The organism is Dyadobacter sp. Leaf189, assembly GCF_001424405.1.
In the GTDB taxonomy this organism is placed as follows: Bacteria; Bacteroidota; Bacteroidia; order Cytophagales; family Spirosomataceae; genus Dyadobacter.
This window is the reverse complement of record NZ_LMPS01000004.1, coordinates 536,528-562,328: the sequence shown is the minus strand read 5'-3', so window position 1 is coordinate 562,328 and position 25,801 is coordinate 536,528. Positions and strand designations below refer to the sequence as shown.

Sequence of the window (25,801 nt, the reverse complement as noted above, 5' to 3'; positions counted from 1 at the left end):
ACAGGAATTAACTTATTCTTTCACCAGCAAGCCCGGGTACAATGTACCGTCAGCTGTTGGGAAATTGAGGTTCAATAATTTGGCGATTAGCGGTGCGATATCCTGCAAACTCATTTCCGGAATTACTGCACCTGGTTTGATACCCTTTCCAAATGCCACAAAACCGGTTTGGATTTCTTTAAAATCGGGAAAAAATCCGTGGGTACCTCCGCTGGCACTGCGCATGAAGTCGCCGGTAGCTGCGCCGCTGATCGTAATGCCCTGTACGGGTGCGATAGCCAGAGCTGCATTCGGGTCAGAACCTACTGCGTCTAATGCCGCGCGGTCTTTCACCGCAAACAGCGCCTTCTGGTTTGCAGGCAGCTGGCTTAGGATCTGCTTTACCTTTTCCAGGGTTTTGGTATTGTTCTTATCTTTCAAATGCAAAAAGGCCGATCCGCCTGAGCTGTGGAAATAAGCTTTCCAGGCAGCCTTGTTGTTCGGGTCGTACAGGCCGGCTTTTGCGAGCAGGATATTGGGCGCAATGGCCGTGTGAATGTCTACAAAACCGTGGTCACCTGTGATGATAAATGTGGTTTTGTCCCTGATACCTGCCTTTTCCGTCGCTTCAATGATCGTTTTGATATTACGGTCAACTCCGGAGAGTGAGGATTTTACCTTGTCGCCTTCCCGGCCTTCTTCGTGTTCAAAATGGTCCACTGCAACCAAATGTACTGCCAGAAACGAGGGCTTGTGCTTACGGATCAGGTAGCTGCTGATACGCGCATTGTTTTCGTCAATGCTCAGGTAATCTGCGTCAAAATCAATTTCGTCCAGCTTTCCGGTGGCATGCTGCTGCACTTCCTCGAACAAGCCTTTCGGCGTAGAACTCTCGGTCAGCGCCTTGATGACAGTACGTTTGCCGCCTTTTGTTTCAGGCAAATTCCAGTACTCAGGTACATTATAGCTCGCCGGACTGTTGAGCGACACCGGCCAGAAAACCGACGCGGTAACCAGTCCTTTTTCTTTCGCCGCACTGAAAATGGTCGGAACCTTGATCGTGTTATAATCCCAGATCCATTTGCCGGTAACTTCCAGCGGCTCGGAAGGTGTGTTGTAATAAACCCCGTGCTTCAAAGGCTTCACCCCGGTAACCATCGTGGTGTGGGAAGGGTAGGTAACAGACGGAAAAACGCCCGTTACCCCGTCGGAGTAAGCCCCTGTCTGCATTCCCTGCCGTACATTGACCATGTTCCACGTAGGATCCTTATAAAACTCCGGGCGCAATCCGTCAATGCTTATCAGGATCACGTGTGAATCCTGGGCGAAAGCGTTTAGTGACAATGCGAGGGTGAGGAGTGTGAGTAGTTTTTTCATATTGTTCATTATTATTTCTAGTAAGTCCTCCTTTGGAAAATGTAATCGCCTTTGTCACCCTGAGCGCAGTCGAAGGGCCCTTCGACCGCCCGGCGGCCCGGTCCGCTCAGGGTGACAAAAAGCCGAAGGTGGTAATTGAAAAGGAGGAAGGAAGAATAGGTAGACAAACCTTCCTCCTTCCTTCCTTTCCTCCCTTTCCTCCTCTAATTAAAACGCATACCGCAAGCCGATCTGGATCTGGTATGGGCTACCGTTCAGGGTGGACACACCCACTCCATTACTCATGCCGTATCCGTATCTTTTAGTAGCCGGGTCGAATGACTTGATAGAGTAGAGGTTTTGCTTACCAAGGTTGGTTCCTACGCCCCAGTCTCTGTCCAGCAGGTTAGCTACATTGAAAATGTCAACTGATGCTTCCAGTCCGTGGTTTTTGTAGAAATTGAATTTCTTCGCCAATCTCAAATCAAACACACCGTAGAAACCATTGATACCACCGTTACGCTCTGCGATTTTGCCCATATCTCTCGTTAGATAATCCTTAATGCTTTGTTCTGCCTCGGGATTATTGAGGATTGCATTGATACCGTCACGGATGTTTTGCGGCGTTTCAGGGCTGTTAGGATCGTAAATGTAAGGCAGGTCATTTGAAGAAACGAAGTCACCGTTCATGTTACCGCTCACGGCCATGGAGTAGCGCGTTCCGCCGATGCCCGAGTAACGCAGACCCAATGTCACACCCCAGATACTTGGCGCAGTTCCGTAGAATACGACTTTGTTGCGGAAGTGGTTATTAGCATAAGTAATGCGGCTCAGATCGCGTGGATCATCGTTTACCATCAAATCAAGTGTCGCAGTATTCGCTACGTTACCGTTGTACGAAGTATTGTCTTTTGAATCATTCCAGGTATAAGAGAATGTGATCTGTCCGTCTTTGAAATAACGGTAAGTACCGTCAATCACAACTGCATACTGGTTCTTTTTACCCTCGCTCACGAGTTCCAGTACACGACCTACTTTGGTAGTCTTGCGGCTGTCCAGCCAGTTGGTAGCACCATTTTTTGCATTGATTTTATCGGCCGGCACATATACGCCACGGTTGGCTTCTGCTGCAATGCGGAAATAGGGATCTTCCACCATGTTGCGGTCAACATACATATAGTTGTTGCGCGCCCATGAAGCATAACCACTCACACCTACACGCAGACGGTCGCTGAAAAAGTGGTTGTACGAGAAGTTCGTTTTATAGAGAACCGGAATTTTCGCATTGGCATTGTTCATGTTGATTGTTACCAGACGCTCGATTTTCGGGTTATTGAAAAGGTCGGCGCCGGGAGCAGAAGCAGGGTTTTCGCGGTATCCCGGGAAGTCAGGACGAGGTACCTGGTCGCCCTGGATTTCAACGGCTGCTACCTTAGTTCCGTCAAACAACATGTTATTGATCATCGAATACGGGTTCAGCTGAGAGCCGAAAATACCCGCACCAAAACGGATAATGTCTTTGCTTTGCTCATTCACATCCCACGTAAACTGTACGCGTGGCTGCACTTGCGTTGTGTTGATTTTATTATCAGTGCGCAGGTTCAATTCATCAAATACAACCTGGCTGAAATTCGCTTTGTTCAGGTATTGCGTATTGTCCAGACGCAAACCTGCCATCATATCAAGACCACGCGCCAGCTTGGTATCCATTTGTGCGTACAAACCTGTTGCCAGCGAGTTTACGATCGAGCTTGGATCGTCCCGCAAGTTGATTTCACGTGCGTAGCGGTAGGGGGTCAGGTTGTTGAAGTTGTCAAGACCGGTGAAGTAGAAACGTCCATTCATTTCGCTACCGTAAACTGACTTCATGCGGTTGTACATCACGTCAATACCGAAAGTAAAGTTGATTTTACCCGTGTTGTAATAAAGGTTATTAACCGCCTGGTAAACTTGTCCTCTGAACCATTCAGGAGAAAAACGCTGACCACCGATTTGAATATTGGTGATATAGTTGTTTGTTCCCGAAGTGGAGTTTATGTTTTCAACGATTGCACGTGGAATACCCGCAGACGGAAGCTCCGAGCTCGGTATGACCGCTTCGTACTGATACAAATGCTGCACTTTGAATTCGTTCGTGACTTTTGGGCTCACGATCGTACGAAGCGATGCCATAATGCTGTTGTTGAACCGCTTGCGGTCGATGTAAGATTCGTATGCATTGATCGACGTGTTGTCACCTTCCGACAGCTTATCGTTTTCTGTAATCAGGTTATTGCGGAGCGTTAGCAGGTTCTTGGAATTCAACTGCCAGTCAATTCTTGCGAAAATCGCGTCCGTACCCTTTTTCTTGCCAAATGCACCAAACTGCGGACTGTTGGAAACACCGTATTTCGATCTTGCTATATCAAGGAAGTTGTCCAATGTTTGCTGCGTCACCTTGTTAGCTGCTACGTCTGCGTCAGATTGCAGGTTGGCGATAAACAGGGGACGCGAGTCGGCCTGATGGTCCCAGGCTACGAAGAAGTGAGCTTTGTCTTTTTTCAATGCACCACCCAGCGACAAACCAAATTGATTTGTCGAGAAATCCTGCGTTCTTTTATTACCTCTCAAATCATAACCGCTTGAAAGCCAGTCGGCACGCATGAAGTTAAATATGCTACCTGTCAATCTGTTTGTACCCGATTTGGTAACAGTGCTGATCGTTCCGCCACCCGCGCGGCCCAGTGTAACATCGTATTCATTGGTAACCACCTTGAACTCACGGATCGCCTCCATGGAAATCGCGTAAGCACCTCCGGTTTCTCCACCTGCAATGGTGCTCCGTGAGGTCATACCATCGATTGTATAGTTGGTAGAAGATCCCAGCTGACCGCCAAGGCTGTTACCGTTGCTCAATGGTGAAAGTTCAATAAGAGAGGTGAAATTCCGCCCGTTTACCGGCAATTTGGTAATGTCCTTTGCAGTAATAGGAGTGGATGCGCCGAGGTTGACAACTGTGTTTCTCAGCGAATTGGCCTTAATATCAACAGCCTGCAACTCATTAGCAGCACTTTCCATGGCGAAATTCAGTCTTAGCTGATCGCCCTGGTTCAGTGCGTAACCTGTTTTCTTTTGTTCTCCAAAACCAATAAATGAAACGGTGATGGAGTAAGGTGAGCCCAATGGAAGTTGTTTGATAATGTAATCACCATTTACATCGGTTACTGTTCCGGCCTGGAAACCGGTCGATTCATTTCTGACCAGAACGGTCGCGCCGACGATCGGCCCTGCTTGTACTTCGGTGACTTTACCGATAATTGTTGCCTCATTCCCCTGTCCGTACATGTCGGGAGCGATGAAGAACATTGCGATTGTCACAATGAGTCCTGTAATTAATCGATTCATTTTTTGTGAGTTAGATGAGTAATTGTTGTGGTTTTGAGAAATTGTGTTCACGTGTTTGTTTTACCACCGGGACATCCGGTGTTGCGTCGGTATTAAGAAGATGGGGTTACATGATCAACAGCGTGCAGGAGAGGCTTACCTGCAAGTGTCGGCTGTGCATTCGGCTGTACCGCTATGCTGTATACGATGCGGTTCTGAGGTGTTTTTTCAAATTCGTTTAATCCTGTTTTAACGCCCGCAAAAGTAGATAGTCAATGTTAAGGCTGTGTTACCGGCGGATTAAGGGTTGGTTAATGTTCCGTTTTCAAACAGTAGATGAACCAGACGGGTATAAAACAAAGAAGAGGCTGCCCGCCAGGTTTTCGGGACAGCCTCTCAGAAAGGGTGAAAGTGGGGCTTCTTAATTTACTTCCTGAATTGCATTCTTATCAACAAAGATGTGTGCGTAAGAGTATTCGCCCGCATTCGCATTGATAGCCGAAAACGAAAGTGTCATTTCAGCTTCTTCCGCAACAAATGTGATTGTTTTATCAACCCACGCAGCTTGCTTGCCTGTCAGATCAATGTATTCGGCTACGGCACCGGTAGAGTAGGACCTTACCAGATATACCGTTTTGGAATAGGCTGGCACAAATGGGAGCAAATGGCCGTCAAACTTGGTTGTAGCGACCCGGAAAGTAATTGCGTACTTCTTGCCTGGTTTTAAGTACTGCAATTTTGTTTTCACAGCTGATCGTTTTCCATTCGGCGACCAGGTATTAGAAGTAGTGGTAACTGTCGCAATGGAGGCAGAACTTGCAACACCCGGAATGGCCGGCAGTGGTTTAATCCAGGAAAAGTTACTGTCTCCCCAAAGGTTTGTAAAGCTTGACGATCCGGTAGGCAGCAGCTGCGGATTGTCCGGAGAGGTAAGGATGTCCCTTTGCCAACGTGTAGCGTAAACATTGTTGCCAGTCGGCCCGTTCGTTGTTGGAAAGCTGGGTAGTACCTCAATGCCGCCTCCTTGCTGTCCTTCTCTGAGAGACGAATTTTTACTTTCATTTAAAGGACTGGTTGCATTGATGGTTTCTTCTGAACAGCTACTCAGCATCAACAAACAAGCAAAGCCGAGACTAACCGGGAATTTTTGTAACAGGTTCATTTTTTTGACCTTTTTAGTGAGACATTTTTTTGTACTGATTACAAAAAAAGTTCTTGTAAAAGGATCAGGCGGTCCAAAATGAGCAGGTGGCAATCAGGTTTATTCTTCGGTATTAAAGTTCGTTTGTAAATGAAAATGACCTCCGACAAGGAGGTCATTTCGTGTGTTGCTCTATTATTTGGCTTCTCTCGTTGCTTCGATCGGGAACTCACCGTCATTGGTTACTACGATTCCTTTGAGCGTGTCGCCCTTTTGTACCATATCAATGGTAATAAGCGAACCCTGGAAATCGAGCTTGAAGTTGACCTTATCCTGGTTAATCTTCAGCTCCTTCATTTCGGACCTGTCGGTGCTTCCGAGATAGCCGGCAATTTTACCGCCTTTTTCTTCAAATGTCATTGTACCCGATTGATACTCAGGAGATACATTGGATACCGTGTACTTCCAGGTGCCTACCAGGGTGTCGGCAGCAAACCTTGCCGCGACGAAAAGCACGCTCACGCCGAGCATTGCGAGTAAAACAAAATTCTTTCTCATAGACTAATAGTACTTTAAGTGTAAAAAGATATAAAAACAAGAGATTCAAATGTAGAGAAAAAGGATTGAGAAAAGGAAATGGCCGGAGGTTATTTTGATTTAGAAAATATCAGAATTGAAATACTTTATTTAGCGGTCGACAGTATTGGTATAATCATACGAAGTGAATGCTTCCGGAACTTAATTCTGTGTTTTGTCTTAAAACAGAATATTTACTCCTAAAAGCTCTAAGAAAGTTCCTATTTTTTTTGATCCGTTTCAAGTGGTACCTCGTAGGTTTCAGTAATTGAAATTTCTCTCAACAAAACCGGATTTGCCGTAATGGAAAACAACTTACTACAAAATGCTGGCCCTATGCTTGAAAAGGTAAATCGGCGCTACTTTTTAAGATCAGCAGGAGTCGCTGCTGCAACTGGTGCCTTCATCATGGGATGTACATTGGACGATCACAATCTTCCTGGCGAAGTAGTGGATCTTGGAACGGGCGACATCGGAATTCTGAACTATGCATACGCACTGGAACAACTCGAAGCAGCTTTCTATACCCAGGTGATGATGTCTCCATACGCCGGAATGACCGACGAGGAGAAAATGATCCTGACCGATATCATGTACCACGAGATCGTACACCGTCAGTTCTTCAAAGCTGCATTGGGTGCTGCTGCGATCAAAGGGCTTACTCCTAATTTCGACGGCATCGACTTCAACAGCCGTGCAAGTGTACTTGGCGCTGCCAAATTGTTCGAAGATACTGGTGTTCAGGCTTATAACGGCGCTGGAAACCTGATCGAGAATGTTAATTATTTGCTTATTGCCGGTAAGATCGTTTCGGTTGAAGCGCGTCACGCTGCTGCAATCCGTGACTTGCTGAACCCTAATTCAGCTGATTTCTCTGGTGACGATGTGGTTGATCCTGCAACAGGTTTTGACAAAGCAGTGAAGCCAGGTGTGATTTTACCAGCTGTACAGCCTTTCGTTAAGAACACGATCAGCGGAAGCGGTTTGCCTCAATAATTAACAACTTTTACAACTTCGGAACAAAATGAACATATTTAATATACTCGAGCAATTCGAAAAATTCGATGGTGACGCAGTAGAGCGTATCGGATACACATCCCGCCGTTTTTTCTTTAACAAAGTAAGTGCGAAGGTAGCTGCGGCTGCTACGCCTGCGTTCCTTGCAAGCGCGATGAACAAAGCTTACGCACAATCATCCGATGCAGTTGAAGTGCTTAAATTCGCTTTGACACTGGAATATCTGGAAGACGAATTCTACAAAGTAGGAAACGATACAGCTGGTCTGATCCCTTCGATGTACAAGCCTGTTTTCATGCAGATCAGCAAGCATGAAGATGCACACGTTAAGTTTTTGGAAAAAGCACTTAATTTGACACCAGGTCAGAACAAACCAAAGTTTGACTTCACAGTAAACAAAACTTACGATACTTTCACCAATTTCGACACGTTCGTGTTCCTTTCACACGCATTTGAAGATACCGGTGTTCGTGCTTACAAAGGCCAGGCTGGTACTTTGATCAACGATCCGCAAATTCTTGAATATGCATTGCAGGTTCACTCTGTAGAAGCACGTCACGCTTCTATTTCAAGAAAAATCCTTTCTAAGATCAGAAACAACAAGGCTATCAAGTCCTGGATCACATTGGACGAAGGTTCACCTGCACCTGTTTACAAAGGATCTAACAGCGAAGCAACGATCGTTCAGGCTGGCGCTAACCTGCTTGACCTTGACCTTACTGGTATCCCTGATACAGGCGACATCAGATACAAGGCTGCAACAGAAGCATTCGACGAAATCCTGACTAAGGAAGAAACGTTTGCAATTGCAATGCCATTTATCGTTCCTTGACATATTTAATGCAAGTGTGAGGTTGGAGTGTGAAGAAAACAGGCTGTCTGGAAAGGCAGCCTGTTTTAGTTTACGGGTATCTCATTCCGGTAAGGCATGGAGCTCTGCGCTCCCATTCTCGTAACGCTGATCGCCGCAGCGCTGGCAGCGAACGTTACCGCATTGCTCAGCGGCATGTTTTCAGATAGGGCGACTGCAAGCGCACCATTAAAACAATCTCCTGCCGCCGTCGTGTCCGTTGCATTGACTTTCGGGGAAGCGATTAATGCGCTGCTTTCTGCCGTTCGCAGGTAAGCGCCTTTACTGCCTAGTGTGATAATCACGTTTTTGCAACCTTTTGCGAGCAGGATTTCCGCCGCTTTCTCAACAGAGGCGTGGTCTGAGACCCGAATGCCTGTGAGCAGCGCAGCTTCGGTTTCGTTGGGAGTAATAAGGTAAATGTTAGGGTAAATAGCTGCGGGCAGGTTTTGTGCGGGAGCGGGGTTCATTATGATTTTTGCACCCTTTTGGTGTGCAGCCGCGATAGCCGTTTCAACGGTAGTCAAAGGTATTTCAAGTTGCAACAGCAGGATATCCTCTGCCGAAAGTGCCACGAGTCCAAGCTCGGCATCGGCCGGAGTGAGGTGGTTATTGGCTCCCGGTGCTACGGCAATGCAATTCTGTCCGTTCTGGTCTACGTTAATCAGCGCAACGCCAGAAGGCGCGGTATCATCGGTAAAAACAAAGTCAGTGTGGATCTGTTCCTGGCGAAATTGCTGTAAAGCTTGTTTCCCGAAAAGATCGTTACCGACTTTACATATAAATGTGACGTTCCCTCCCAGTCGCGCTGCTGCTACTGCCTGGTTAGCGCCTTTTCCGCCGGGCGTCATTAAAAAATCACCCCCTATTACAGTTTCACCCATCGCAGGCAATCTTTCTGACTTGACCACCATGTCGGTGTTGGAACTTCCTACGACGTAGATCATGCGTACAATGCAGTTGGTTTTGGGTATTGTATCGACTTAACTGCGTGCAATTTAATGCGATTCGTTTAGCGGGAATAATAATTATAATGTAATGAGCAGCAACATACCTACTACTTCGAACTAAGAAATGGATTTTACAACAGAGACAAACGCCGCTGATCTCATTGTCGTAGCCGGCGCTACGGGGCAATTGGGTGGCAGGATCACACACTACCTGCTTCAAAAGGGTGCAAGGGTAAGAGCAATCATTCGCAAAGGCAGTTCCAACCCAAGTGTGAATGCACTGCAGGCAGCAGGCGCAGAGGTAGTCGAGGTTGATTTTACAAATATTCCTGAACTGGCAAGCGCCATTACCGGGGCTTCCTGCGTGGTATCTGCCTTGTCGGGCTTGCGGGAAGTGATTATCAATGCGCAGACGGAATTGCTGCAGGCCACGGTTTGGGCAGGTGTTACCCGGTTTATCCCATCCGATTATTCCATTGATTATACCAAATTGCGTCCGGGTTCCAACCGCAACCTCGACCTCAGGCGCGAGTTCAGCGAGGTAGTTGATAAATCGGGTATTCAGGCTACGTCTATACTCAACGGGATGTTCGCCGATCTGCTCACTGGTGAAGCGCCCTTGATTGTACCTGCATTGAAAAAGGTGATTTACTGGGGAGACAATGAGCAGCCGCTCGATTTTACCACCATCGAAAATACCGCCGAATTTACAGCGGCAGCCGCACTTGATCCCGCTACGCCGAGGTACCTGCGCATTGCAGGAGAAGTGGCATCAATTAAGGATCTGGCCAGAGCGGCAACTGAGGCACACGGAAAAGCTTTCGGTACTTTCAGGGTAGGCGGACTAGGAATGCTGGGTACGATGATCAAGCTTACCCGGACCATAGCTCCACAAGAAAAAGAAACGTTCCCGGCCTGGCAGGGAATGCAGTATATGCATAATATGTTTACTGGCCTTCCCAAGCTGGCACCGCTGGACAACGACCGCTATCCGGGGATCCGCTGGATTCCGGTTAAAGAGGTTTTGGCAAAAGAATGACGATAATCGGCAGCATGAAACATGAACAAGTCAGGCAGGATTTATGCATTAAATGCGTAATTTCCTGTCGAAACTTGTCGAAGTATTTCTGTAAAAGCGATTGACATTAGAAGAATTAAAGATTAGGTTTACTTTAGGTTATATTGGGCCTGAGAGTAAAAACACAATAATTAATCCTAAATCCTTTTAGTTAGCAATGCTAACAAGCTTTTATCGATATGAGCGTAGCTGCAAAAATTCTGATCGTAGAGGATAACCCGTTGCTGTCACGGCATCTGGAAGTTAATTTGGGCGGTAAGGGTTTTTCAATCAGCGGAGTGGCCAGGAACCTCACAGAAGCAGTTGCCATCATGAAAAAGCAGAGCGCCGATCTCGCTTTGATTGACATGAAACTGGACGGTCCCGAGGATGGCATTGCAACAGCACAGGAATTGTTGCGGATCAAATGGATACCCATTATCTACATTACCGGCGAAGACGCATATGAAGAAATAGCGGAACGAAGCCAGTCTACCTATCCGGCGGCTTTCCTCGAAAAGCCGGTGCGTTCCAACGAGCTCGTGGTCCAGATTAACCTGGCACTGCACAATTTTCAGGCTGGTAATTTACCGGCCGCCAAAACAAACCAGACCGAGCACATTGTATTTTTTACCGACAAGGAACACATTCAGGTAAAGCAGAATAACATTCTTTTTATTGAAGCAGACGGACCTTATGCGAGACTTTACCTGACTACCGAGGAATTTGTAAAGTTGTATCCCGGCAAAACATACAACTACATTCACATCTCTCCCAACATTGGCAGGATCTTCCCGGAACTGAAACCGGCGTTCTTCAAACTATCTCGCAAGCACGTAATCAATCTGGATCATATTACGAGAATGAGCGCGTCTCAAATTGTAATGGGAAACCACATTATCCCCATTCCGGAAGGCAGAAGATCGGAGCTGATCGCGGAACTGAATGTAGTTCGCAGCAGGTAGACTTACTTCGTTAGATAAAAACCGGATTTAATACGAAATAAACGGAGACTGGTTAAATTCCCGTTGAGCGAAGCGGTGCGCAGCATACATTTACATTACGTAAACGCTCTTTATCCGCGTAAGCTCTCCTTAATCAGAATGAAAGTCGTGCATTGCCTCCGGGTTCTGCACGATTTGTGTTTTAAAGCTTATCCCGTTTGAAGCAGATCCTTGTTTTCTGCGGCGGATGTACGCTTTTGAATGTGCTGAAAGGAGCCGGCACTCCATTCCACTTCCCATTCTCCGGGCTCGCCATTTCTAACTTTTTGCAGCTGCACATTCCAGCGCGGGTAACCCACGCCCGGCATGCCAGGTTCCAGCTGGCTGGGCAGTGGAGTGATCTTCCAGCGCGATACACTCGCCAACGTGTTTGCATTCCGCGGATTGTGCCGCAGCAGAAAACCGGTCACGCGGCTTTGTTCTACGGCCAGCTGTAAACGTCGCGATTCAGTAAGGGTAACTTCGGGAATTTCTCCTATCACAGCAGCCACGGCAGTACATTTCAGTGATTCTTCAATGGCCCACAGCAGGTCAGATTCCTTTTTAAGATCAATGAAAATGATCCGCTCCGGCTGTACCCCGAAAAATGCGAGTCCGGGCGGGAAGACTGTCCGGTTCAAGCTGATCCACAAACAGAAATCATTGATCTGCATTAATGGTCCCAGTAAAGCGGCTACAAATCCTGTAGTAGCAGCTGCATTTTCAGGTGCGTCGGTGATAAACTCGTGGACAGCGCCGGTAGGGAAGATCTGGTTCGGAAACGACATTTCAATGGGACCCAAGCCAAAATCAATGCGTTTGTCAATGGCCGGCGCACGGTATCCCTGTAAATTCAGGATTTCATTCTGTAGTTGTTCAAGAATAGCTGATTTGCTTGTTGATGATTTCATAGGAATATTGAGTATTGGTATTTTTAATACCACAATAATGATTCCAATGATACCAATTTATAGTAATAACTACAAGGATTAATAGCTTCCCGCCAGCTTTTTAGTCAGGAATGTGCTGATATCCAGCGCGTAAATGCTGTTATTGTTTTTGTAGTACATTTTCCTGTCATAAACAGGCGAGTTGGCCGGTGCATTACATCTGGCTGCCGTGCGCATTGTTGTCCGGTCCAGGATAAAAGTCTCTTTTCGGTTCCCCACGAATACATAACCGTCCGTTTCCAGGTACTTTAAATAAACCGATTTGGAATCTACTTTCTCGAACTTCTCAAAATCATTGGTAAACCTGAACAGCTCACCTGTTTCGGAAAAGAGGTAAAAGTGATCCTGGTCCAGACTGGCCTGTTGATAAATACTATCCTGCCGGATAAAAATTTCATCCGATACAAACGAGCGCATATTTGACTTTTCGTCAATGCGTACCACGTACTTTTGTATCAAACCTTCCGGCGAAAAGCGTTGTATATCCACCTTATCACGGTAAAGCATGTACAGCTCATTACTCTGTATCATGTAATCGGCGATGAAGTTCTTGCGCTCTTCCCATTCTTTCAAAAACAGCTCCTTACCTGTTTCTGCATCAAATGCTGCCACGTAAGGGTTACCCAGTGCGGTGAGCCTGCCGTATTTGGACGCGTGTCCCATATTGAGCATATAAATGACATTGCCCTCGCGAAACAGGTGTGACTTACTTGTTTTTTTAGTGTTCAGATCAGTTTCCCACAGTTTTTCCCCGTCCCAGGTATGGCAGCTGATTTTCTCTTTTGCGGCAAAATAAAATACGTCACCTGAATGCAGTACGTTCGATGAAATATTCAGCAGGTAATCTGAAAAACTTCCCATCGGAATAGCCATATAACCCGCAGAAGCCGCAGCTACTCCGCCAAGAACAGCCAGTCCAACCTTGCCCATATCGGTTTTTTTCGTGTGTGCCACCCGATTGACCGACCAGCCTTTTCCTTGCGTTAAACCCAAAGTATGCAGCCCTTCGGAAATGACCATTAAGGTAGTATCGTCGAGCATTTCCGTTTTTTGCCACCCGAATTCACCAGGTACCTCGCGCCTCCACATGGACTGGCCCGTTTTAAGATTGATCCCGTGAAGTGTATTCGGACCAGTCGCGGCGTAATCGTAGCACAATGCCAGGTTGAGTTCCGGATAAACGCGGTACGCGGTAGTTTGCCTGTTCCAAAGCGGCTTACCGTCTTCCGGATTCAGCCTGGATAATTTGGCCCCTTTTTGGTCCATGATCACGTTATCGACCTGCTGCACCGTAGTAATGCCGTATTTCTGCTTTTTGTCCCACCTGGTCGCCCCGCTTTCCATATCGATCCTGGTCAGCCTTCCCGCCATTTTCTACAGATCGTTGGTCGCGTTCTTCTTACGCAGCAAAACCGTAATCTCGTGTTGCTCAGGGGCGGGGTAGAAGTTGAAAACAGGCAATGCGAACTGGTATTCCCTGGCAATCAGCGGCGTATTTGTACGAAAGTCTGTGCCCGACTCTGAGGTGGTAATAGGTATATTCTTTCCAGCTTGACCAAAAACCTGGCAGGTGAATGCAAATAAGAGAACAGAGAGCAGCAGTTTTTTCATGGAGCTGTAATGAATGAACCAGGTGATATAAGGAGGATGTATTTGTAACCTTAAAAGTACAAAATTTATATTTTTTAGAATTATGCGGTTAAAAATAGTTCTGCCAAATACAATCTCCTCACCGGCGCTTACTTCTTCATTTGTCTCTTAAAAAATTCCCACGATTCTTCGAACATATCGAAATCAGTCACGAACTCGTGCTTTCCATTGACCACTTTCAACAGCGTAACTTCCGGTTTCCCTTTTTGCGCGTAAGTGTACTTTTCAACGGTAATGTTGTTGCCGGGATTGGCGTCGGGGAACATGGATTTGGTTGGCTGGCCGGTATATCCGTCTAGCTTAGCCCAGTATTGAAAAGATTCCTCGGTAGCACGTACATTGCCCAGCGTTACACCCGAGGTTTTCACTTCGCCACCATTATATGGATTCGTTTCATCGGCAGTTCCATTGGTGATCATTACAGGAATGGGCACATTACGTGGCGAACAATCCATATTTTCCTGTGTTGGCAAATTGGCGACAATCGCCGAAATCGCCTTGATCTTGTCTGGCATCGTCAAAGCTAACTTATACGACATGTGACCGCCTCCGGAGAAGCCTGTCGCAAAAACATGAGTTTTGTTGATCTTGTACAGTTTTGAAAAATAATCGATCATACCTGAGAAGAAAGCTTCCTCATTCACATTCTCGGTATTGGCGACCGCAGTAGAAGCTTTCCTGCATTCATTCCAGTATCTTTTATATCCGGCAGGATATACCAGCACCACATTTTCCGCTTCCGCCCGTGCTTGTAGCTTAGCAGCCCTGGGCGCTAATCCAAATGGTTCGCCTCCCGATCCGTGCATCACAAACACAAGGCTTGCGCCGGGTTTTACTTTGATGGATTTATCATAAACAAAAACACGCTGCTTGCCTTCGATCAGCAGCGAATCGGATACTAACTGGGCATTGGCCGCGATGAGGGAGATGGAAAAGAATGCAGTAAGAATTAACTTAAACATATGGGTATTTTTTGTTGCTGTTTAATTGTGAATTGCCTGTGCCCCTGACTTTTAAAGGGAGATACCTTTTACGCCTTTTAACCCAAAAAAAGTCCCCATTAAGGGGATTAGGGGGTTACGCATTTTCCAGCGTAGCAATGTCGAATTTTGACATTTGCATAAAAGCCTCGATCACGCGCGGTGCCTTTTCCGGATCTGACATTAGTTTTGATAAAACAGTCGGCACGATTTGCCAAGACATACCAAATCTGTCATCAAGCCAACCGCATTGACTATACTTGCCACCATCGCCCAGCTTTTCCCAGTAATAATCAATTTCTTCCTGCGTATCGCATTCTACCACAAAGGAAGTAGCCGGTGAAAATTTATAATGCGGCCCTCCATTGAGTCCCATGAATTTAAATCCATTGAGCTCAAAAGTCACCACCATCGGGTTTTCAGATGTGATCTTCGAGCTTTTGAAAATAGAGCAATAGTAATCTGCGGCCTCTTTGGCGTTTCCGTCGAACCACAGGCAGGGATAAATGGGCTTGATCATATCTGGTAAATTTTGTTGGTTAAAGTCGACTGGAAAGAACGGGTTTCAAATTAGCCAAAACGTATTTCATTTTTTCGTTAACCTGCTTTTTTCTTTCTTTCCTGACGATTAATAATTACCTCACTTTCACGAGCCCGTTTATGAAACTTATCCATCTTTTGCTCTTACTCATTATTTCAAATGCCGCACTTGCCCAGCGGGATACTTCTTTTGTTTTGGGTAAATACATTCACCTGCAAAAAGGCAGCGAATCGACAGACACAAGGCGCATTGAGCTGAAATCCGACATTGATACCACCTGGAACCGCTGGAAGGAGCGGGGTTACAGCTTCGGATTTGCACCTTCAAAGACACCTATGTACACCACCGTCAATGGGATTCTAAGCACACCTTACATGATCCAGGTGCGCGGCAATGCAGAAGAGCGGAACAAAAAGCGCTGGGGTTACCACGTCTTTGAAGGGTATGCGAAAGACGATAAATCGCGCATTACCATGCTGGTGAACAAACACATTGAAATGGAAAGGCCGGTAGCTGAGCTATACTATTATTCAACTGTGTACAACCACGACGAAACCGCCTACAACTGGTTTAAAATAGGCTCCGACGTGCGCCAGCATTCATTTATGTTTGGTCGCGACAAAGCCATTTTCTTTGGTTCTCTCAAACTCACCAATGCACTCACGCTCGGCAGCATCGGTAAAGAAGATATTTTAACAACAAAACCTGAAGGCGATGACGAGCAAAATGCCGAAAAAGATGCCAAATACGTCAATTATAAAGAGCTGAAAAACGGTGGTGACGGTACTATTTTCTATGACAAGGACAGGGATATTGTTGTCATAAAAATCAAAGGAAAATGGATGAAAGTAGCGGTAGAGGCATTACCTAAGGGAGTGGAGTATGGGTTTTAAAGGGAAGCGTTGTCAGGTGTGGCCGTTTATGGTTGGGATAGTTTGATTTAGGTATAAGGAATTTTGATTGCAAAGAATTTAAATATATTTAAGCTTTTACAATACACACTCTCCACTTAGATGAATATAGAAAAATACGCTATCAATGCGCTAAGCAAGACTGATTACCAGTTTTTTAGTGAAGGAAAAAACGGCCGCTTTGAGATGCGAATTTGCTTTGAGAGTATCGATGAGCACCTTTATAATTTGGCTTTTGGTTTATGGGACGAAAATCGGTGCGCTGTTGATGACCATACAGAACTTCATAATGGTGACATGGATATTATTCTGGCGACCGTTGCTGCACAGAGTATAGACTTTCTCGAAGCGAATAAAGAAGCCAGTATTTATGCTACGGGCCTTACGCTACCTGGAAAACTTGCTGTTCGAACGCGCAAATACCAAATTGGGATCAATAAACATCTTTCCCATCTTACGGAGCGACATAATGTTTATGGATTCAGAGTTTTAGAAGATGCGCATCCTGGCCTGATTGGCGGGTGGCCTTTTGGACGATCCGGCAGGTGGGAGCTGTTCCAGCCTAACACCAATTATGGTGCATTTTTGTTAAACCTGAAATGATTGGTTAAATTTGAAATAACACTTCCGATAGATATGGCAACTTCAACCGCAATTAAGAAAGAAAATTCTGAGAGCACGGATTTCGAAAAGAAGGAAAAATTTCAGAGCAATGAAGTTAATCCGCGCCCGCTTTCACGAAAAGCCGAAGAAGCAAAGATCTTCCTCGAGCGCAATCCCATTCCTAAGGAATTCCTCAAATCCTGAGAATGGCCGGTGTGGTCAGGTATTGCTTTAAATAGCTTTCCAAAACAAGACCTGACCAAGTATAATGCCTATCAAACCTACTGTTGCACTTCCGCAAGATAAACTTCCAGCTGATCGAATGTACCGCCGAAGCCCTGTTGCATGCTGTCCATAATTGAAAAATACGTTTCTTCCTGTGCCGGAGTGGCGTTAATGGGATGCCCCTGAATGGTAAGGGTGGTGATCCCGTTGTTTTCTTCCAAAGTAATTTGATTAAAAATCTCTAATGGAAAATCCATCGGGAACGGAGAGGTGATGATATTACCTGCTGCGTCGGCGAAAGAATTAATGAATTCCAGCAGATTGGGGCGTTGGATGTTTTTGTATTGGAATAATCCCCACATTACGTGGCCGTTCCCGTCCATTTTGTAGTGCGTTTTGCCGCCCGGCTTGAAATCGAAACTTTCCACCGTAAGCTGACTACCAGCTGGCCCCCACCATTGTTCAAATGCTTCCGGTGATGCAAATGCATCGAAGACTAATGTTTTAGGGGCTTTAAATTCGCGCACGATTTTCAAACCTGTTCTTTTTTCTGATTGCTCTTCCATTTTATTCAATGTTTGATTGATTGTCGTTTAACTGATTATTTGCCTGAACTTGACCGAGATAGCTTTCCAGTGAGTCGAACTTCTCGTTCCAGAATTGTTTGTACTGATCTACCCAATTTGAAACTTCTTTCAACCCATCCAATTTCGCCTCACAGAATCGCTCGCGCCCTTCCTGCCTCACCACCACCATTCCGCATTCTGTTAGAATTTTGATATGTTGAGAAACGGCCGGTCTGCTGATTTCGAAGTTGTCGGCAATTGCATTCAGGTTCATAGACTTTTTAGCGATCAGATTAATGATCTGCCGCCGGGTAGGATCTGAAATAGCTTGAAAAACATCCCTTCTTGCTTCTGTTGACATTGTGTAAGTATTTGCTTACACAATAATACATGTAAGTATTTACTTACGCAAATTTAATTTGTGAATTCACAGGGTGGAGTGTGAGTTATGAGTGAATCCTCAGTGCAACGGGAGTGAGTGAAGCGGATTAGTTTAGGAGAAGTTTCTTGCTTTCTCCTGCGGGGGAAATGATGTAGTACCTGTTGGTTGGTTTTAACTGGTAACTTACTGTGATCTGGTAGCTTACCTGGATTACCGGTTCAAGTACAACCGGGTTCATGACGATGTCAAAACTCTCAAAACCGAGCGGCAGGTAATAGCGGGAAACTGTTTTTTCAATTTCATTGATGTTAGTCTGCGCGCCGTTTTTCTTGACTGGCTTTACCGAAGTTCTAGAAAAAGCCTGGTAAGAAAAGTATCTTGACGAAGGTGAAATGGTATGAAAATTCTCCTGAACGGTTTTTTTCAATGTATCCAATTTCAGGTTTAATGCATCGAAAGATCTGATATTCTTCTTCAATGCGGCCACGCAGCTAGTGCGCAAAGAATCTTTAAAACTCTCCAATCTGGTATGAAAGCAATCTACTTTGACCAGATCGTAGATTTCATTCTGCGCCGCGATCGTGACCATCCGATCAAGCTGGTCAGCCTTTTTGTAGCGAATGCTCAGGTTTTTCTGCATTTCAAAACCCGCTGGAATTTCATTGGAAGTTTTGCTGAAAAGCCTGTTTTCTGTTTCAATATCGTATTTCGGGACAAATGAAATCATATCTACATCCATCTCGCTCTCGGCGATTCCGGCATTCACCAACCCTGTTTTAAATTTACTAATCCTTTCCAGCATGAGCCGATCGGTCACCTCCGCAGTTTCCCCGGTTTGCACTACATTGAAAGTAGCCACGTAAGTATCCGGCATGATGTTGATCAATCCTTTTACAGTAACTACGATAGTACTGTCATTTGAATTATCCCCGGAAAACCGGACTCCCGAGATAGGGTTTGCTCTTGCCGCATTGTATTGCGCATTGCCCATATAGTCATTCGCGTTCCCTGAAACTTGTGCATGGCTTTTGAAAACACTAAAAAGCAAAATGAGCGCAGCTGCAATCATGTATTTTTTCATACTCAGAACTTATTGGTTGAATATGAAAAATCAAGAGCCCTGCACAAAGTATCACAATGCGATTATTCTTCGGTAAGGGAGTTTTTATTAGGGAATGTTGCGTTATTGTCGCAGTAATTTTCACTCTCAAAACACAAAATCATGAGCACTTTGCAGCTAAGAGATGGCGCCACAATGTTTTACAAAGACTGGGGCACCGGACAACCTATCGTTTTTCACCACGGCTGGCCACTTTCCGGTGATGACTGGGATAGCCAAATGATGTTTTTCCTCGAAAAAGGTTTCCGCGTTATTGCCCACGACCGCCGCGGACACGGACGTTCTTCCCAAACGTACCAAGGTCATGAAATGGATACTTACGCGGCCGATGTAGCCGAGCTGGTTGCGCATCTGGACCTTAAAGATGCCATACACGTCGGGCACTCGACAGGTGGTGGCGAAGTGATACATTATGTAAACAAGCATGGAAACGGCAGGGTAGCAAAAGCGGTGCTGGTAAGTGCCGTAACTCCGATCATGGTGCAGAACGAAAACAATCCGGACGGTGTGCCGATGGGTGTTTTTGATGAAATCCGCGAGATGACCGCAACGCAAAGACCGCAGTATTTTAAAGACTTCTCGGAGGCTTTCTACGGTTACAATCGCGAAGGCGCTGTTGAAAAGCAGGGGATTCGTGACAACTGGTGGCGCCAGGGGATGATGGGAAGCATTCTTGCCCATTATGAATGCATCAAGGCATTTTCTGCGACAGATTTTACCGAAGATCTTCAAAGTGTTGATATCCCAGTATTGGTGTTACACGGTGAAGATGACCAGATTGTGCCTTATCAGATCACTGCATTGAAGGCGATTAAGCTGTTGAAAAATGGCAAACTGATCACATATCCGGGTTTTCCGCACGGAATGCCCACTACGGAAGCCGAAACGATTAACAAGGATATTCTGGCATTCATTCAGGAATAATAGCAACAGGCGCTATTTAGTTTACAGTATTATTAAAATGGCCGGGCAGAAATTCTTCTGCCCGGCCATCTTGCTTTACTAACGCGTATTTTTGTCATTAAGGAAACGACCTCCCTGTTTCCTTACAAATACTTGCATACACTGCGAGTGTCGTGCCGATATTCATCAGATTACGTTCATTCCCGCAACTACCCGTTCACTTTCGAACAGATAAAAAAGTTATTGTAATAATCTAATTCACTGATAATGAGATTACAATGATAGTGCAAGTCTTTCGGCACACCATTTGTTTAGCAAATATCAAGAAAATACATTTCAACAAATGGGAAGATCCTACTTAGGCGAATTTGAAGAACTTGTCCTGCTCGCAGTTACCGTCCTCAACACCGGCGCTTATGGCGTGAGCATTGCCGAAGAGCTCCGTCAGCGTGCCAACCGGACCATCAGTCTGAGCGCCGTGCACATTGCATTGTACCGGCTTGAAGAGAAAGGCTACCTCATCTCAGAAATGGGCGGGGCAACATTGAGTCGGGGCGGAAGGAAGAAGCGCCTTTTCAGCATCACCAATGCAGGCCGCGAAATGCTGGCCGAAATCCAGGAAGTAAGGAACCAGTTCTGGACCGCCATCTTAAATCCCTCCCAATCATGAAAGACAACAACCAAATCGCTCCACCGCGCTGGGCCAATAACTTATTCAAACTGCTTTGCCCGCACGAACTCTTCGAAGAACTCCAAGGCGACCTGCAGCAACAATTCGAGCTGGATGTAAAAAGAGTAGGAGTAAAGGCAGCAGAGAGAATATATGCGCTAGAAACCCTAAAATTCGCCAAACCCTATTTCCTAAAAAAAAGATTACTAACCCTTAAGAAAGCTAAAAGTCAACCGCCAACAGCTAACCGCCAACCGCCAATAGTCAACCGCAAAAAAAAAGCCGACCGCCGAAAGCCGACCACCGATAGCCGTAACAATCATGCTCCAAAACTACCTCACCACCGCACGTCGCACCCTTGCACGCCACAAATCCTACACCCTCATCAACGTCCTCGGCCTCGTGCTGGGAATGAGCTGTGCGATCCTTATTTTCTCATTCGTCAATTACCATTTGGGTTTCGATAAATTTCACGCAAATGCCGACCGTATTTACCGTGTCACCTCCGAGCTGCACAATGAAACCGTCAGCAAGTACGGCATCGTGCCGCAGCCGATTGGCGCCGCCATGCGCGACGATTATGCATTTGTAGAAAAAGCCGCGATGACGATCAATTTTGGCGGCACCATTTCCATTCCGTCGCGAAAAGACAATCCGAAGTTTGGTGACGGTGTGGCTTATACGGAGCCGGATTTCTTTGCAATAATGGATTTCCCATTGGTAGCGGGAGACCCTCAAACCATGCTCTCACAGCCCAATACTGCCGTGATCACAGAGCGATTGGCAGAGACATATTTTGGTGTAAAAAATGCATTGGGTAAAAGCTTACGGCTCGATAACAAAACCGATATCACCGTTACAGGTATCATCAAAAATTTGCCTGAAAACACCGATTTCCGCCAGGAGATCTTCCTTTCATACGTCACGATCAGCCAAACGCAACCCTGGCTCAATAGCTGGGGCGGCATTTATAGCGGCACCCAGGCTTTCGTACTCCTGAAACCCGGTACCGACATTGTCAAAGCGGACAGGTTAATGGCCGGCATTTCCACCAAATATTACGATGCAAAAGGCGCTAAAACGTTCAGCTACCATTTGCAGCCGCTTTCGGACGTGCATATGAACCAGGAATTCGGCGGCGCCATTGCTAAAAGCCAGCTGATTGCGCTGTCCCTCATTGCCGTTTTCCTGATCATCACTGCCTGCGTCAATTTCATTAATCTCGCCACGGCGCAAGCTTTGGGGCGCAGTAGGGAAATTGGTGTGCGAAAAGTAATGGGAAGTATGAAATCGCAGCTTTTCTGGCAATTCATTACCGAAACCGCCCTCATTACTGTCATCGCTTTCGTGTTCGCGATTGGGTTGGCTTACTTCTCGCTCCCGTATATGAACGAAATGCTGTCGACGCGCGTCACGCTCGGTTTGTTGCAGGATTTCAACCAACCTCTTTTCATTTTCGGCTTGCTTGTCGTCGTAACTTTCGTTGCCGGCTCTTATCCTGGACTGGTACTCGCAGGTTTCCAGCCCATTATGGCGCTCAAAGGCAAAATGACGCAAAGTCAGGTCGGCGGATTTTCCATTCGGAAAGGTTTGGTTGTAACTCAATTTGCCATTTCGCAAACGCTTCTGATCGGCACGATTGTCGTCACTAGTCAGATGCGGTTCAACAGTGAGGCTGATATGGGTTTCAAAAAAGACGCCATTGTAATGCTGCCTGTGCCCGAAACGTCCCCGGCCAAAACCAGCGCTATGCGTGCGCGGCTGTCGCAGTTGCCGGAAGTTGAAAAGATCGCCTTTTGCGAAGCGCCGCCTGCCTCGCCCGACGGGAATTTTGATACAGGCATCCGCTACGCATCGCGCCCCGAGCAGGAGAAGTTCACGATTTTCCTTAAATCCGGTGATCCTGAATACCTTTCCATGTTCGGTTTGCAGCTGGTGGCTGGCCGTAACCTTGCTCAGTCCGATACTGTGCGGGAATATCTGCTGAACGAAACCGCCGTGAAAAAGCTGGGCGTGAAACCGGAGGAGGCGATCGGGAAAAATGTGAGTGTCAATGGCGCGGACGGCATGATCGTGGGGGTGATGAAAGACTTTCATAATTTCTCTTTCCGCTCCAAGATCGAGCCGGTTTGCCTCACCACGCGGTCCGACCATTATTCCCGCGTGGCCCTCAAAATCAGCGGACAAAATGTGCCTAAAACCCTCGCCTCCCTCGAAAAGATCTGGAACGAAACCAATGCCGAGTACATTTATTCCTACCAGTTCCTGGACGATCACCTGACGTATTTTTACGGAACCGACGAGCTCGTTTTAAAGCTCATGTGGATCTTCGCCGCCATCGCGATCTTCATCGGCTGCCTCGGCCTGTACGGACTCATTTCCTTCATGGCCGCCCAAAAAACCAAAGAAATCGGAGTCCGCAAAACCTTAGGTGCCGGCATCGGAAGTATCATCTGGCTCTTCGGCAAGCAATTCGCCCAGCTCCTGGTAATCGCCTTCGTCATCGCCGCGCCGATTGGTTGGTGGTTGATGGATAAGTACTTAGCTGATTTCAAGTATCATATTGATTTGAATGCTACGATTTTTTTGGCTGCAATTGGGATTACGTTTTTGATTGCGATTGTGACGGTAGGGTATCGGTCGGTGAAGGCGGCGTTGATGAATCCGGTGAAGGCGTTGAGAAGTGAATGATTCAATGATCGAATGATTGAATGATTGAATGATCGAAATGATCTTTTATAATTGAATCTAAGGTGGGAAATTTGCTTAATCGTTTTTAGTATAGATCGAACATTTAAATGAACATTATATCTCATACTGTCGATGAAGTTCAGATTGGCGAAGTCACTTCTGACAAGCTGATTATCGAAACCGTGGAAGACGGATTGGACCTGCTCGGTAATCTTTATTACCAGGGATTTGATAGCATTGTCATTCACGAAGAGAATATTACACCCGCCTTCTTTGACCTGAAAACCGGCATTGCAGGAGAGATACTTCAAAAATTCTCAAACTATCGGATGCGTTTAGCCATTATCGGCAACTTCGAAAAATATTCCTCAAAAAGCATTCAAGATTTCATTTTTGAAAGTAACAGGATTGGGAGGATCAACTTTTTGGGGAGTGTTGTAGAGGCGTTGAAAAGGTTATCGCATGTGGGTTAGTGGAGAGCACATTTAATGAAGCCAGCAAAATTATTTTAGTTCGATGATTATTTCTGAATGTCTCTGAGCTACAATTTTCTAAGCTTCCTAATAGCATTCTGATAATCTACGAATGCTCTACCGAATTCTTCCGTATACTCATAGTTACTGAATTCGTATTCTTCATTCAATCCAGTATTGGTTTGCAAACTAATCTCTCCATACTTCACAATGGGAATTTGATAATTGTTTTTGAATCTTTTATCTGGCGTTCCGTTCTTATTGACCTTTGCCCAAGTTCTATCAATAATTGTCGAGTCTGGTGGCACTGAACCCGTTTCTGTGAACCGAACATATCTGTAATTGAACTGAATTTCATCAAATCCAATTACTGCAAAACTGGTTTTTGAAGAATACATAATAATAAAGCTAGGATAGAAATATAGATCAGCCCCATTTGCGTTTTGAAAATAAAGCGCATTTAGATCTGATTTAATGTCAGGTAGAGATTTTAAAGTAAATCTGACATCGCGCTTATTTACCAGTGTACTTGCAGATGAACGTGCTGCAACTCGGTCTTGATAATGTGCACTCGTCACGTCCCAGATTCGATGTGAAGATGTTAACTTTTGGAAAGCTCGGATGAGAGCATCATATTTTTCTTGAATATGTGGCTCAAAATCTACTTCAAGTTTTACAAAACAATTTTCGATCTGCTGTTTTGTTTGTTTTACTGCTTCTTTTTGCGCTAATAAGTCAACACGGATATTTTCGGCAATGGCTTTTTTTACAAGACCATAAATTAGTATGTAAGACGCTGCCAATTTGAAGACTGAGAGAGTAGCTGCAAACTGAATTTTGCGTAAATCCATTTGCAAATCTAAACGTTGCTGATGAGCTAGCAAAATTGCTTCCTTTATCCCCTGCATATCCTGGCTAGTTATTTCCTGAACATCTGCACTGAAAATATTATCGCTTTGATCGCTAACTAAATGCTCGTTAAATGTTTGAGGATCAATTAGCGGCTTATTATTTTTACCTGTTAACTTTTCCCGGTGATATAAACCAAGTGCCGGGATCCCTGTATTTAAATATGTCCCAGATTTACCAATAGTTAAACTTGCTCCCCTCACTCCAATGGATGTAGTTATTCCACTTTTACTGAAATTAAAGTGTACTCCTGGTATTATTTTGATTCGTTTACGGAAACTCCATGCCATGATGATAAAATTTTTAGGAGGTTTGTCAGAATTAAACTTTTCCTCCAAAAAACCCAATTATTTTATCAAACGGAAGTAATTATTCTAACCAATTATTAAACGGTATGCGCCTTCTCGTACCCTTCAAAATTCGGCCTTCAAGCAAATCAGAGAGTCTAACAAGATTTGCATTTCTCCAAATTTCTTCCGAACCTTCAAGCTCCTAATCAAATGTAACATATGAAGAATCTTGCAAGAAATGCCCTGTTATGGTGGGGGTCGGCGAAAGCTCCCCAAGCGGTGTTACATCTGCTAGGACACCTAAAACAGGGCACCCCTGTTTTCCATCCTAATAATGTAACACTATGCAAACACAACCAAATTCCGACGAATCTTCGGATTCGAGGCACCTGGCTTACGGCCGGGAAGTCGCAGAGTTGCTCAGCCAGAGCCACGCTTCCACCTGGGTCAATGACCTTTGGGACATTTACAGCGGCTATATGGTCGCCCAGCCAGAGCTCGGCTACAATCCACGCGCGAGTCACATTTTCGCGTCTTTTAAAGAGCTGGTGTTCTTCTTTGAGCGCATTGGCGAGATGAAAAAGTAAGAGGGATTAATCACTCCATCTTCAAACCAAGAGCCAGGTAGCCTTCGCGGATTGCCTGGCTCTTGGCTTTACTAGTTC

General features: G+C 45.7%; 26 protein-coding genes and 1 pseudogene. 13 read left to right on the top strand and 14 right to left on the bottom strand.

Features of this window, described 5'->3' with window-relative positions:
* Positions 1-12 precede the first annotated feature (12 nt).
* The 4 genes from ASG33_RS11660 to ASG33_RS11645 form a co-directional block, all read right to left on the bottom strand.
* Positions 13-1,356 carry an alkaline phosphatase family protein gene (locus ASG33_RS11660; RefSeq protein WP_056286424.1) on the bottom strand — a complete coding sequence of 448 codons (1,344 nt, stop codon included), beginning with the start codon at positions 1,354-1,356 and terminating at the stop codon, positions 13-15.
* 207 nt (positions 1,357-1,563) lie between these two features.
* Positions 1,564-4,719 (bottom strand): TonB-dependent receptor, encoded by a 3,156-nt coding sequence (locus tag ASG33_RS11655; RefSeq protein WP_056284791.1) that lies wholly within the window; start codon positions 4,717-4,719, stop codon positions 1,564-1,566.
* 400 nt (positions 4,720-5,119) lie between these two features.
* The gene (locus ASG33_RS11650; protein WP_157474728.1) at positions 5,120-5,860 is read right to left on the bottom strand and encodes a hypothetical protein; all 741 of its coding nucleotides are present in this window, start codon (positions 5,858-5,860) and stop codon (positions 5,120-5,122) included.
* 174 nt (positions 5,861-6,034) lie between these two features.
* The gene (locus tag ASG33_RS11645; RefSeq protein WP_056284785.1) at positions 6,035-6,397 is read right to left on the bottom strand and encodes a hypothetical protein; all 363 of its coding nucleotides are present in this window, start codon (positions 6,395-6,397) and stop codon (positions 6,035-6,037) included.
* A gap of 354 nt (positions 6,398-6,751) precedes the next feature.
* Here ASG33_RS11645 and ASG33_RS11640 point away from each other — a divergent pair, with 354 nt between their 5' ends.
* A complete protein-coding gene (locus ASG33_RS11640) occupies positions 6,752-7,411 on the top strand; it encodes a ferritin-like domain-containing protein (protein WP_310589193.1) in 660 nt (219 codons plus the stop codon).
* Positions 7,412-7,439: 28 nt separating this feature from the next.
* On the top strand, positions 7,440-8,264 hold the full coding sequence (locus tag ASG33_RS11635) for a ferritin-like domain-containing protein (RefSeq protein ID WP_056284778.1): 825 nt from the start codon (positions 7,440-7,442) through the stop codon (positions 8,262-8,264).
* 65 nt (positions 8,265-8,329) lie between these two features.
* Here the strand turns inward: ASG33_RS11635 and rbsK are convergent, their stop codons facing one another.
* The gene (rbsK, locus tag ASG33_RS11630; RefSeq protein ID WP_056284775.1) at positions 8,330-9,229 is read right to left on the bottom strand and encodes a ribokinase; all 900 of its coding nucleotides are present in this window, start codon (positions 9,227-9,229) and stop codon (positions 8,330-8,332) included.
* A 127-nt stretch (positions 9,230-9,356) separates the two neighbouring features.
* Between rbsK and ASG33_RS11625 the strand changes: the two genes are divergently transcribed.
* Together ASG33_RS11625 and ASG33_RS11620 are read left to right on the top strand one after the other, a co-directional pair.
* Complete coding sequence (locus tag ASG33_RS11625; protein ID WP_056284770.1) at positions 9,357-10,271, top strand: NmrA family NAD(P)-binding protein; 915 nt, start codon at positions 9,357-9,359, stop codon at positions 10,269-10,271.
* A gap of 218 nt (positions 10,272-10,489) precedes the next feature.
* Positions 10,490-11,254 (top strand): LytTR family DNA-binding domain-containing protein, encoded by a 765-nt coding sequence (locus tag ASG33_RS11620; protein ID WP_056284767.1) that lies wholly within the window; start codon positions 10,490-10,492, stop codon positions 11,252-11,254.
* 188 nt (positions 11,255-11,442) lie between these two features.
* On the opposite strand, the gene ASG33_RS11615 is transcribed toward ASG33_RS11620, so the two are convergent.
* From ASG33_RS11615 to ASG33_RS11595, 5 genes are all read right to left on the bottom strand, one after another.
* Positions 11,443-12,183, bottom strand: a complete 741-nt coding sequence (locus tag ASG33_RS11615) for an ImuA family protein (protein WP_056284765.1) — start codon at positions 12,181-12,183, stop codon at positions 11,443-11,445.
* A gap of 78 nt (positions 12,184-12,261) precedes the next feature.
* Positions 12,262-13,593, bottom strand: a complete 1,332-nt coding sequence (locus tag ASG33_RS11610; protein WP_056284764.1) for a PQQ-binding-like beta-propeller repeat protein — start codon at positions 13,591-13,593, stop codon at positions 12,262-12,264.
* A 3-nt stretch (positions 13,594-13,596) separates the two neighbouring features.
* Positions 13,597-13,833 (bottom strand): hypothetical protein, encoded by a 237-nt coding sequence (locus ASG33_RS11605; RefSeq protein WP_056284762.1) that lies wholly within the window; start codon positions 13,831-13,833, stop codon positions 13,597-13,599.
* Positions 13,834-13,961: 128 nt separating this feature from the next.
* On the bottom strand, positions 13,962-14,834 hold the full coding sequence (locus ASG33_RS11600; protein WP_056284759.1) for a PHB depolymerase family esterase: 873 nt from the start codon (positions 14,832-14,834) through the stop codon (positions 13,962-13,964).
* A gap of 115 nt (positions 14,835-14,949) precedes the next feature.
* The gene (locus tag ASG33_RS11595; RefSeq protein ID WP_056284757.1) at positions 14,950-15,372 is read right to left on the bottom strand and encodes a VOC family protein; all 423 of its coding nucleotides are present in this window, start codon (positions 15,370-15,372) and stop codon (positions 14,950-14,952) included.
* Between the two features lie 140 nt (positions 15,373-15,512).
* Here ASG33_RS11595 and ASG33_RS11590 point away from each other — a divergent pair, with 140 nt between their 5' ends.
* From ASG33_RS11590 to ASG33_RS11580, 3 genes are all read left to right on the top strand, one after another.
* The gene (locus ASG33_RS11590; RefSeq protein ID WP_056284755.1) at positions 15,513-16,286 is read left to right on the top strand and encodes a hypothetical protein; all 774 of its coding nucleotides are present in this window, start codon (positions 15,513-15,515) and stop codon (positions 16,284-16,286) included.
* Between the two features lie 120 nt (positions 16,287-16,406).
* On the top strand, positions 16,407-16,907 hold the full coding sequence (locus ASG33_RS11585) for a DUF6934 family protein (RefSeq protein WP_056284753.1): 501 nt from the start codon (positions 16,407-16,409) through the stop codon (positions 16,905-16,907).
* Positions 16,908-16,940: 33 nt separating this feature from the next.
* On the top strand, positions 16,941-17,111 hold the full coding sequence (locus ASG33_RS11580) for a hypothetical protein (RefSeq protein ID WP_157474726.1): 171 nt from the start codon (positions 16,941-16,943) through the stop codon (positions 17,109-17,111).
* A gap of 77 nt (positions 17,112-17,188) precedes the next feature.
* Here the strand turns inward: ASG33_RS11580 and ASG33_RS11575 are convergent, their stop codons facing one another.
* The 3 genes from ASG33_RS11575 to ASG33_RS11565 form a co-directional block, all read right to left on the bottom strand.
* Positions 17,189-17,698: an SRPBCC domain-containing protein gene (locus tag ASG33_RS11575; RefSeq protein ID WP_056284750.1), complete on the bottom strand. Its 510-nt coding sequence runs from the start codon at positions 17,696-17,698 to the stop codon at positions 17,189-17,191.
* A gap of 1 nt (position 17,699) precedes the next feature.
* Positions 17,700-18,059 carry a helix-turn-helix transcriptional regulator gene (locus ASG33_RS11570; RefSeq protein ID WP_056284748.1) on the bottom strand — a complete coding sequence of 120 codons (360 nt, stop codon included), beginning with the start codon at positions 18,057-18,059 and terminating at the stop codon, positions 17,700-17,702.
* A 127-nt stretch (positions 18,060-18,186) separates the two neighbouring features.
* Positions 18,187-19,161 carry an SIMPL domain-containing protein gene (locus tag ASG33_RS11565; protein WP_056284745.1) on the bottom strand — a complete coding sequence of 325 codons (975 nt, stop codon included), beginning with the start codon at positions 19,159-19,161 and terminating at the stop codon, positions 18,187-18,189.
* Between the two features lie 141 nt (positions 19,162-19,302).
* Between ASG33_RS11565 and ASG33_RS11560 the strand changes: the two genes are divergently transcribed.
* The 5 genes and pseudogenes from ASG33_RS11560 (at position 19,303) to ASG33_RS11545 (ending at position 23,937) form a co-directional block, all read left to right on the top strand.
* Positions 19,303-20,124, top strand: coding sequence for an alpha/beta fold hydrolase (locus ASG33_RS11560; protein ID WP_056284741.1), 822 nt, complete (start codon positions 19,303-19,305; stop codon positions 20,122-20,124).
* A 322-nt stretch (positions 20,125-20,446) separates the two neighbouring features.
* Entirely contained in the window at positions 20,447-20,773 is a 327-nt protein-coding gene (locus ASG33_RS11555) for a PadR family transcriptional regulator (protein WP_056284738.1), read from the top strand.
* Positions 20,770-20,964: pseudogene (locus ASG33_RS26275) on the top strand (permease prefix domain 2-containing transporter); the annotation flags it as partial. The gene ASG33_RS11555 and the pseudogene ASG33_RS26275, both read left to right, overlap by 4 nt.
* Positions 20,965-21,094: 130 nt before the next feature.
* The gene (locus ASG33_RS11550; RefSeq protein WP_056284733.1) at positions 21,095-23,464 is read left to right on the top strand and encodes an ABC transporter permease; all 2,370 of its coding nucleotides are present in this window, start codon (positions 21,095-21,097) and stop codon (positions 23,462-23,464) included.
* 107 nt (positions 23,465-23,571) lie between these two features.
* The gene (locus ASG33_RS11545) at positions 23,572-23,937 is read left to right on the top strand and encodes a DUF4180 domain-containing protein (protein WP_056284731.1); all 366 of its coding nucleotides are present in this window, start codon (positions 23,572-23,574) and stop codon (positions 23,935-23,937) included.
* Positions 23,938-24,005: 68 nt separating this feature from the next.
* On the opposite strand, the gene ASG33_RS11540 is transcribed toward ASG33_RS11545, so the two are convergent.
* Entirely contained in the window at positions 24,006-25,184 is a 1,179-nt protein-coding gene (locus tag ASG33_RS11540) for a DUF4236 domain-containing protein (RefSeq protein ID WP_229238623.1), read from the bottom strand.
* 296 nt (positions 25,185-25,480) lie between these two features.
* On the opposite strand from ASG33_RS11540, the gene ASG33_RS11535 reads away from it, so the two are divergent.
* Entirely contained in the window at positions 25,481-25,723 is a 243-nt protein-coding gene (locus ASG33_RS11535; protein WP_056284728.1) for a hypothetical protein, read from the top strand.
* The last annotated feature ends 78 nt before the right edge of the window (positions 25,724-25,801 follow it).

What these genes read in the sequence shown, in the direction of transcription:
- ASG33_RS11660 (WP_056286424.1), bottom strand. Translation starts at nt 1,356, where the DNA reads ATGAAAAAACTACTCACACTCCTCACCCTCGCATTGTCACTAAACGCT.
- ASG33_RS11655 (WP_056284791.1), bottom strand. Translation starts at nt 4,719, where the DNA reads ATGAATCGATTAATTACAGGACTCATTGTGACAATCGCAATGTTCTTC.
- ASG33_RS11650 (WP_157474728.1), bottom strand. Translation starts at nt 5,860, where the DNA reads ATGAACCTGTTACAAAAATTCCCGGTTAGTCTCGGCTTTGCTTGTTTG.
- ASG33_RS11645 (WP_056284785.1), bottom strand. Translation starts at nt 6,397, where the DNA reads ATGAGAAAGAATTTTGTTTTACTCGCAATGCTCGGCGTGAGCGTGCTT.
- ASG33_RS11640 (WP_310589193.1), top strand. Translation starts at nt 6,752, where the DNA reads ATGCTTGAAAAGGTAAATCGGCGCTACTTTTTAAGATCAGCAGGAGTC.
- ASG33_RS11635 (WP_056284778.1), top strand. Translation starts at nt 7,440, where the DNA reads ATGAACATATTTAATATACTCGAGCAATTCGAAAAATTCGATGGTGAC.
- rbsK (WP_056284775.1), bottom strand. Translation starts at nt 9,229, where the DNA reads ATGATCTACGTCGTAGGAAGTTCCAACACCGACATGGTGGTCAAGTCA.
- ASG33_RS11625 (WP_056284770.1), top strand. Translation starts at nt 9,357, where the DNA reads ATGGATTTTACAACAGAGACAAACGCCGCTGATCTCATTGTCGTAGCC.
- ASG33_RS11620 (WP_056284767.1), top strand. Translation starts at nt 10,490, where the DNA reads ATGAGCGTAGCTGCAAAAATTCTGATCGTAGAGGATAACCCGTTGCTG.
- ASG33_RS11615 (WP_056284765.1), bottom strand. Translation starts at nt 12,183, where the DNA reads ATGAAATCATCAACAAGCAAATCAGCTATTCTTGAACAACTACAGAAT.
- ASG33_RS11610 (WP_056284764.1), bottom strand. Translation starts at nt 13,593, where the DNA reads ATGGCGGGAAGGCTGACCAGGATCGATATGGAAAGCGGGGCGACCAGG.
- ASG33_RS11605 (WP_056284762.1), bottom strand. Translation starts at nt 13,833, where the DNA reads ATGAAAAAACTGCTGCTCTCTGTTCTCTTATTTGCATTCACCTGCCAG.
- ASG33_RS11600 (WP_056284759.1), bottom strand. Translation starts at nt 14,834, where the DNA reads ATGTTTAAGTTAATTCTTACTGCATTCTTTTCCATCTCCCTCATCGCG.
- ASG33_RS11595 (WP_056284757.1), bottom strand. Translation starts at nt 15,372, where the DNA reads ATGATCAAGCCCATTTATCCCTGCCTGTGGTTCGACGGAAACGCCAAA.
- ASG33_RS11590 (WP_056284755.1), top strand. Translation starts at nt 15,513, where the DNA reads ATGAAACTTATCCATCTTTTGCTCTTACTCATTATTTCAAATGCCGCA.
- ASG33_RS11585 (WP_056284753.1), top strand. Translation starts at nt 16,407, where the DNA reads ATGAATATAGAAAAATACGCTATCAATGCGCTAAGCAAGACTGATTAC.
- ASG33_RS11580 (WP_157474726.1), top strand. Translation starts at nt 16,941, where the DNA reads ATGGCAACTTCAACCGCAATTAAGAAAGAAAATTCTGAGAGCACGGAT.
- ASG33_RS11575 (WP_056284750.1), bottom strand. Translation starts at nt 17,698, where the DNA reads ATGGAAGAGCAATCAGAAAAAAGAACAGGTTTGAAAATCGTGCGCGAA.
- ASG33_RS11570 (WP_056284748.1), bottom strand. Translation starts at nt 18,059, where the DNA reads ATGTCAACAGAAGCAAGAAGGGATGTTTTTCAAGCTATTTCAGATCCT.
- ASG33_RS11565 (WP_056284745.1), bottom strand. Translation starts at nt 19,161, where the DNA reads ATGAAAAAATACATGATTGCAGCTGCGCTCATTTTGCTTTTTAGTGTT.
- ASG33_RS11560 (WP_056284741.1), top strand. Translation starts at nt 19,303, where the DNA reads ATGAGCACTTTGCAGCTAAGAGATGGCGCCACAATGTTTTACAAAGAC.
- ASG33_RS11555 (WP_056284738.1), top strand. Translation starts at nt 20,447, where the DNA reads ATGGGAAGATCCTACTTAGGCGAATTTGAAGAACTTGTCCTGCTCGCA.
- ASG33_RS11550 (WP_056284733.1), top strand. Translation starts at nt 21,095, where the DNA reads ATGCTCCAAAACTACCTCACCACCGCACGTCGCACCCTTGCACGCCAC.
- ASG33_RS11545 (WP_056284731.1), top strand. Translation starts at nt 23,572, where the DNA reads ATGAACATTATATCTCATACTGTCGATGAAGTTCAGATTGGCGAAGTC.
- ASG33_RS11535 (WP_056284728.1), top strand. Translation starts at nt 25,481, where the DNA reads ATGCAAACACAACCAAATTCCGACGAATCTTCGGATTCGAGGCACCTG.